This window comes from Streptomyces sp. NPDC059851, from assembly GCF_042732005.1.
Taxonomy (GTDB): domain Bacteria; phylum Actinomycetota; class Actinomycetes; order Streptomycetales; family Streptomycetaceae; genus Streptomyces.
Window position 1 is genome coordinate 1 of the sequence record NZ_JBHWJJ010000302.1, and the last position, 1,394, is coordinate 1,394.

At 71.3% G+C, this 1,394-nt stretch carries 1 protein-coding gene; it reads right to left on the reverse strand.

What is annotated here, in order from left to right; translation table 11 throughout:
* On the reverse strand, positions 1–1,394 hold a 1,394-nt coding region (locus tag ACFV7Q_RS38880; RefSeq protein WP_385435678.1), incomplete at both ends, for a peroxidase family protein.

Genomic DNA, 1,394 nt, shown 5'->3' on the forward strand with positions numbered 1-1,394 from the left:
GAGGTGACGGGCCGCTTGCGCAGCATCTGCCGGTAGGCGTTGTAGCGGGGGATGCCGCGTTCGCGGTCGCGGAGGATGTCCACGGTGCCGAGGTCGATGTGCTCGCCGGACAGCCGGACCAGGTTGCGCAGCGCGTCGGGGTGGTTGTGTAGGACCAGGGCGCCGGGGTGGGCGGTGCCGAAGGACAGGAACAGGTCGCTCATGCCGAAGGCGTCGATCGCGGTGCGGGTGGTGGCGCCCTGCATCTCGCCGAAGCCGATGGTGGCGCGGACCGCGCCGTTGCGGTGGTCGCGGACCACCAGCTCGTCCGGGATCAGCGGGTGCAGCCGGTAGGCGGAGACGAACTCCTCCGTCATCGAGAACGGCGCCGCGTGGTGGTCCGTCGGCGAGCCGAGGATGCCGCTCAGCATCTCGCCGCTGCCGACCCGCCCGTACGTGCGGCGGACCCAGCGCGGCAGAACCCCGTACCAGTTGGCGTCCATCGCCCGCTTCAGGACCGGGGTGTCGAGGATGCCGGGCGTCCACTCCACCGTGTGGATCTTCGCCATGAGGGCGGTGTTGACCAGCCGGGCGGTGTGGAAGAGCCTTTCGTCGTCCCAGGTCGGACGGTGTGAGCGCAGGAAGTCGCAGATGGAGTTGTGCTCCTTGGCGAAGAGCGTGTGCAGCAGCGACAGACCCGTCCAGTAGTCGCTGTTCATCCCGGTCCGGTCCAGGCACTCCTTGCCCGGGCGCGGGTCGGTGGGCAGCCGGCCGTCCTCGACGATGAGCTTCCCGTGCTCCCCCGTCCGCAGCGAACGGCAGCGGGCCTCGTCCGAGCCGTAGACCTGCGAACCGTCCCACCAGTGGGTGACCGTGTTCTCGTACGTGGGCGGGACGTCCGCGGCCGTGTGGGCGACCGGGTCGGGGCGGGTGCGGTTGATCCGCATCGGGCAGCCGCCGCCCTGCTCGGCCCAGTCGTCGTCCTCGGCGAGCGGAACGGTGAAGGGCTCGGCCTCCTCGTTGTCGCCGTGGTTGGCCCAGCCGTGGTTCTCGAACTGGATCCAGGCGGCGGCCAGCAGGTTCAAGGTGGGTGCCGGCACGAAGCCCCTGCGGGCCAGCAGCTGCCGGCTGATCTCCCGCGGCGACGGCGACATCAGCCCCTCGTCGCCCTCCGGGAAGACCATGTGGAGCGGGGCGTTGCGGTCGAGCCGGGTCCCGACCCGGCCCATGTCCTCGTCGTACGGGTCGTAGCCCGAGCCGTCGTACGAGCGGAACGGCGCGGGTTCGGCGGTGGGGCGGCGTCGGCGCTCGCCCCCGGCGCCGTAGGTGTCGTACAGGTTCCGGCGGCGCAGGTCGTCGCGGAGCACCCGCAGGTTCAGCAGGGCCAGCGGCTGCGGGAGTTCGTGCCATTCACG